Annotated in this window: 9 protein-coding genes and 1 pseudogene; 6 read left to right on the forward strand and 4 right to left on the reverse strand. The window is 68.6% G+C overall.

Annotated features, from left to right (window positions below):
• The first annotated feature begins 117 nt into the window (after nucleotides 1-117).
• Nucleotides 118-339 (forward strand): hypothetical protein, encoded by a 222-nt coding sequence (locus tag ACTWQJ_RS47145; protein WP_443312527.1) that lies wholly within the window; start codon nucleotides 118-120, stop codon nucleotides 337-339.
• Nucleotides 339-713, forward strand: coding sequence for a fic family toxin-antitoxin system, toxin component (locus ACTWQJ_RS47150; protein WP_443312528.1), 375 nt, complete (start codon nucleotides 339-341; stop codon nucleotides 711-713). Before ACTWQJ_RS47145 ends, ACTWQJ_RS47150 begins: the two co-directional genes overlap by 1 nt.
• 112 nt (nucleotides 714-825) lie before the next feature.
• Here ACTWQJ_RS47150 and ACTWQJ_RS47155 read toward each other — a convergent pair.
• Together ACTWQJ_RS47155 and ACTWQJ_RS47160 are read right to left on the reverse strand one after the other, a co-directional pair.
• Nucleotides 826-1,568 (reverse strand): annotated as a pseudogene (locus ACTWQJ_RS47155) (SOS response-associated peptidase).
• Nucleotides 1,569-1,957: 389 nt separating this feature from the next.
• Nucleotides 1,958-2,140 (reverse strand): hypothetical protein, encoded by a 183-nt coding sequence (locus ACTWQJ_RS47160; protein WP_443312529.1) that lies wholly within the window; start codon nucleotides 2,138-2,140, stop codon nucleotides 1,958-1,960.
• Nucleotides 2,141-2,310: 170 nt separating this feature from the next.
• On the opposite strand from ACTWQJ_RS47160, the gene ACTWQJ_RS47165 reads away from it, so the two are divergent.
• The 4 genes from ACTWQJ_RS47165 (at nucleotide 2,311) to ACTWQJ_RS47180 (ending at nucleotide 3,655) form a co-directional block, all read left to right on the forward strand.
• Nucleotides 2,311-2,664, forward strand: a complete 354-nt coding sequence (locus ACTWQJ_RS47165; RefSeq protein WP_443312530.1) for a hypothetical protein — start codon at nucleotides 2,311-2,313, stop codon at nucleotides 2,662-2,664.
• Nucleotides 2,661-2,840, forward strand: coding sequence for a hypothetical protein (locus tag ACTWQJ_RS47170; protein ID WP_443312531.1), 180 nt, complete (start codon nucleotides 2,661-2,663; stop codon nucleotides 2,838-2,840). Before ACTWQJ_RS47165 ends, ACTWQJ_RS47170 begins: the two co-directional genes overlap by 4 nt.
• 144 nt (nucleotides 2,841-2,984) lie before the next feature.
• Nucleotides 2,985-3,287, forward strand: a complete 303-nt coding sequence (locus ACTWQJ_RS47175) for a hypothetical protein (protein ID WP_443312532.1) — start codon at nucleotides 2,985-2,987, stop codon at nucleotides 3,285-3,287.
• Nucleotides 3,284-3,655: a type II toxin-antitoxin system death-on-curing family toxin gene (locus tag ACTWQJ_RS47180; protein WP_443312533.1), complete on the forward strand. Its 372-nt coding sequence runs from the start codon at nucleotides 3,284-3,286 to the stop codon at nucleotides 3,653-3,655. The genes ACTWQJ_RS47175 and ACTWQJ_RS47180 overlap by 4 nt, the downstream gene beginning before the upstream one ends.
• 21 nt (nucleotides 3,656-3,676) lie before the next feature.
• Here ACTWQJ_RS47180 and ACTWQJ_RS47185 read toward each other — a convergent pair whose 3' ends face one another.
• Together ACTWQJ_RS47185 and ACTWQJ_RS47190 are read right to left on the reverse strand one after the other, a co-directional pair.
• Nucleotides 3,677-3,817, reverse strand: a complete 141-nt coding sequence (locus tag ACTWQJ_RS47185) for a hypothetical protein (RefSeq protein WP_443312534.1) — start codon at nucleotides 3,815-3,817, stop codon at nucleotides 3,677-3,679.
• Complete coding sequence (locus ACTWQJ_RS47190) at nucleotides 3,787-4,083, reverse strand: hypothetical protein (RefSeq protein ID WP_443312535.1); 297 nt, start codon at nucleotides 4,081-4,083, stop codon at nucleotides 3,787-3,789. The genes ACTWQJ_RS47185 and ACTWQJ_RS47190 overlap by 31 nt, the downstream gene beginning before the upstream one ends.
• Nucleotides 4,084-4,324 lie beyond the last annotated feature (241 nt).

The raw sequence follows: 4,324 nt of genomic DNA on the forward strand, positions 1-4,324 counted from the left end.
TTCAATCCGCCGCATTCTCGACGGTTACCTGAGGCCGCTGCAGCCGCCTCATTCCTCCTGGCAGACCACTCCGCTCATCCCTCCCCGCCGGAGACCGGGTCCGGCTACCGTTGGGGCATGGCGAAGGAGATCCGCATTAAGGTCGACTACGAGACGTGCGAGGAGCTGCAGCGTCGCGCCGCCGACGACCACGAGGAACCAGATGAGTACGCGAGCCGGCGGCTGACCGCCGACCTTGCGCGCACCCGGTTCCTCGAGGGCGCGAAGGCCTTCGTCGAGGAGCACGGGCAGGCCTTCGCCGACCACTTCGGGACCGGCCCCAGCAGCCACGCCGCCTGATGCCTCCCGTCCTGCTCATCGACGAGCGAGGGCTGCTGGATATCGCGCAGAACCTCGTGCCCGGCGACCCCGACGTCACCGACTACGGCGCGCTGGCCGCCGCCGTCGCCCGCCACCGGCACGAGGTCATGGGGACTCTGGTCTACCCGGCCGCGCACCACCGAGCCGCAGCGCTTCTCCACGCCCTCGCCCGGATTCCTGCACTCGAGTACTCGAACGAGCTGTTCGCCGCGCAGGTCGCCTACGCCTACCTCCACGCCAGCGGTATCCAGGTCAAGGTCGGCAGCCAGGAGGCGATCGCGTTGGTCGTCGACGCGGTCGAGGGACGCCGCGACGTGCGCCAGGTCGCCGATGCGCTGAAGAACTGGGGCTGATCAGCCAAGACGCCGCAGGGGGGCGGCACTTGAGAGCCTGATGCCGCGCGGGGAAACGCGGCAGCGACCGCTCCATCAGGCCAAGGGCCTCTCCGCCGCGGAGCTGCAGCAGCTACGGGGTGATGGCGTCGAGGAGTTGGGGGCCGTTGTTGCGGACGTTGTTGACTGCCGTGGAAACGGGCCGGGCGTCCAGGTGACCGTCTGCGGGCTGGCCGAGCAGGGCGCGCAGCTCGTCGGGGTCCTGGTGGGCGGGGTCGAGCCAGGCGTCGTAGTGGTCCTCGGTGAGTGCGAGCGGCATGCGGGGGTGAACGTGCCCTGCTGGGTCGGTGGCCTCGGTGGTGATGATGGTGCAGGTCATCAGCCAGGCGGCGGGGTCGTCGTCCTGCTTCACGGCCGGGTCGCGCCAGTACTCGTACAGTCCGGCGAGGGCCATCACCTGGTCTTCTTCGGGGTGGATGAAGTACGGCTGCTTGCGAGCCTTGCCCGTAGCGGGGTCCTTGGTCTGCTGCCACTCGTAGAAGCCGTCGGCCGGCAGCAAACAACGGCGACGGACGAACGCGCGGCAGAAGGCGGGCTTCTCGTGCACCGTCTCCACCCGCGCGTTGATCATCGAGCGCCGATCTTCACGTCCTTCGCCCACGACGGCACCAGGCCCCAGCGCAGCGATCGCAACTCCCGCCCCGCCGGCGCAGCCTCGACCGTTTCGCGCGGCGTGCGCTCGAGGACAGCCCACACATCGTTGGTCGGGGCGACGTTCCAGTTGGGCGCGAGGGTCTCCTCGGCGCGCCAGTCGGTGACCTGGAAGAGCTGGACCAGGTCCTCGGGGCTGCGAGTGGATACGTAGCGACCGCACATGCAGCCACTCTGCCACCACCACCGCTGCCTGCCACGGTGCCGGTTACCGTGTCGAGCGGACGAAGCCGGCCTCGAAAGGGCCGAGGCGGGCGGCCCCGGACCAGGGCGCGGTGTGGGGGCCGCCCGGGCCCTGCCAGTCCTGTCAGGCAGCGCAGGGCACTACGACGCTAGGGCACAGCGCCAGACCCTGCCCGCTCGGCGCGCCCTCTGGGTGAGGCGTACACCACGGTGCTGTCGCGCCGTACAACAGCGACCCGGTCGGCGAGTTGCTCGGCCTCGATCGCGGCGAGCGTGTACGGCAGCACCTTCGCGCACAGAGGTCGAGTCCTGCCCCGACCTCATGCCCAGGCCGGGGTGATTTGATGTCTCCCTTGGGGCGTGTCACGTTGTCAGGCCGGCTCGGGCAGCTGACCAGGCTTGGTCTCGATTATCTGCACGTTGCTGCATCCAGCGTCTTCGAGTTCCTGCTGGCGTCTACTGGCGCTGGGCTTGTCGTAGGCGACGGCGGACGAGCGTGGGACGCCGTCGAGGTCGGTCCAGGTGAGCGCATGGTTCTGCGTTGTGATCGGCATGTCGCCATCATGGCCGTTGGCACTGATAATGCCCTGCTCGCATACTCGCTCAAGCTGAAACCCGTGGGCGGCGTGGCGCCGACGCAGATCAAGGCGGCCGCCGTGCAGCTCGCGAGGCTGCGGAGTTCCTGTCCGCCGAGTACGGCGACGCCGTCAACCTGGTCCTCGGGGTGAAGGCACTGCTGGAAGAAGTGGTGTGGGGCGATGAGGAACGCTCCGACGATGCCGAGCGGGCCTGGGAGCGGCTGGGCCGCCACCTCGGGTTCGTGAGCACGCGGCCGGAGAAGCTGTACGGCACGGGTCCGGACAATCTCTGGGCGCTGTCGGCCGCGCGGCAGGCGGTGATCGAGCTGAAGACCGGGTGTGTCACCGACACGATCGCCAAGAAGGACGTGGACCAGCTCGGCGGCAGCATCCGCTGGCTCAACAAGCACAACCCGAGGTCAGGGCCCTGCCCGTCATGGTGCATCCCAGCCGCGTCTGCGACGCCAAGGCCACCCCGCAGCCGGGGATGCGCGTGGTGACGCCGGCCAGGTACGAGCTGCTGAAACAGGCGGTCGTCCAGTACGCCGTCGCGCTCGCCAGTGACCTGGGCCGGTGGGGCGACGAGCAAGCCGTCGCTGCTCAGCTCGCTCACCACAAGCTCACGGGTGACCGCTTCTTCGACACCTACTCCGAGGTCGCGCGCACCAGCGCGTGACCATCACGCACCCCACGCGAGTCGACGATCACCTGGTACGTTCGCTGGAGACTTGAAGGGGCACCCGCCGTCCGTCGGCCGCTGCCCCTCTCTTCTTGCCGAACGGCTTCGGCGGGAGCCTGATCCGCTGGTACCGTCGCTCGTATGGACCAGAACGGACGCCAGGTGCCGCCCTTCGAGCCGGAGGAGTACGCGCGCGTCGAGGCAGCCGCCAACATCGTCGGCAAGTCCCCCGAGGACTTCGTGCGCGACGCGGCGCTCAAGGCTGCCGACGACCCGTTCCTCAAGGCCCTCGGCCGGACCCGCGACCGCGTCCCGCAGCTCGCCGAGGTCTTCGCCACCCAGGACACCCGTGCCGCCGACACCAGCACGGCCGCGTGGCCCGACCCCGCGCCCATGGGCAGCCGTGACCTGCACGATTTGCCGCAGCACGGTCACGCCGCGTGACCCGGTTCCTCACCCCGCAAGAGCTCCTGCAGATCGCGCAGACCCTCCCGGGCGACCCGGCCTGTCTCGACTTGGGCGTGCTGGACGCCGTCTGCGCCCGGGTCCAGGCCCACTACATGGGCCGCGACGTGTACGCAAGCGACTGGCTCAAGGCCGCGGCCATGCTTGAAACCATCGCACTGCACGAGCCGCTTGAGGCGAAGAACGAGTTCTTCGCCTGGCTGGTCGCCGAGACGTTCCTCAACACCAACGGCGTCACACTGGACTACGAGCCGGAGGAAGCCCTCGCGCTCGTCATGCGCGCCAAACACAAGGGCGCCCGCGTTCAGGAAGTCGCCGCACAGCTGCGCACCTGGTCCACCGGCTGAAGCCCGGGCCGGAACCCGGCTTTATCCGTCGCCGTCAGCAGGCACCTCGAACGTGATGGCCTGCTCGTTAGCCGCCTTCTCCGCAGCACTCAGCTGCTCGATCTTGTACTTCTCGTCCAGCACGCGGGCCTTCAGCCCCCAGGACAGCGCGCGAGCCCGCATCCCGTTGTCACCAGTGACCACCGTGACCGGGGCAGGGCGATGACCTGTTGCAGATAGCACGCGCGCGCGACGATCTCATCGTCGTTGTTCGACAGCCGCACGTGCCCGGGCTCGTCCAGGAGGACGTCGACGACGGTGTCCTCGTTCACCACCGCCTGGCCGTCGGCTTCGATCTGGGCCAGGGTCTGCTCCAGGAGCGCGAAGACGCCGCGCGCCCGCTTCCGGACATCGGTCTCGTTGGTCTCGTACGACTTCCTGTCGATCACGACGTTGGGACGTAAGGTCAGTCTCGTCAATGCAGGGGGTCAACCGAGAGCGGTCTGCCTTCAGTGGAGTCGGGGGCTGGCGCGGGGGCTGACGCTCCATTTCCAGCCCCGACCCCAATGCCGTTGCTTGAGCTACTGAAGTATCGCGGGCGTAAGGGTGATGACCTTCTCCGGAACCTGTCGTGTGCCTCGCCTGACCTGGTCTTTCTTGCGCACGATGTACTGCGAGACCGGATGGCGG

The organism is Streptomyces sp. KR55, assembly GCF_052245645.1.
Taxonomy (GTDB): Bacteria; Actinomycetota; Actinomycetes; order Streptomycetales; family Streptomycetaceae; genus Streptomyces; species Streptomyces flavusporus.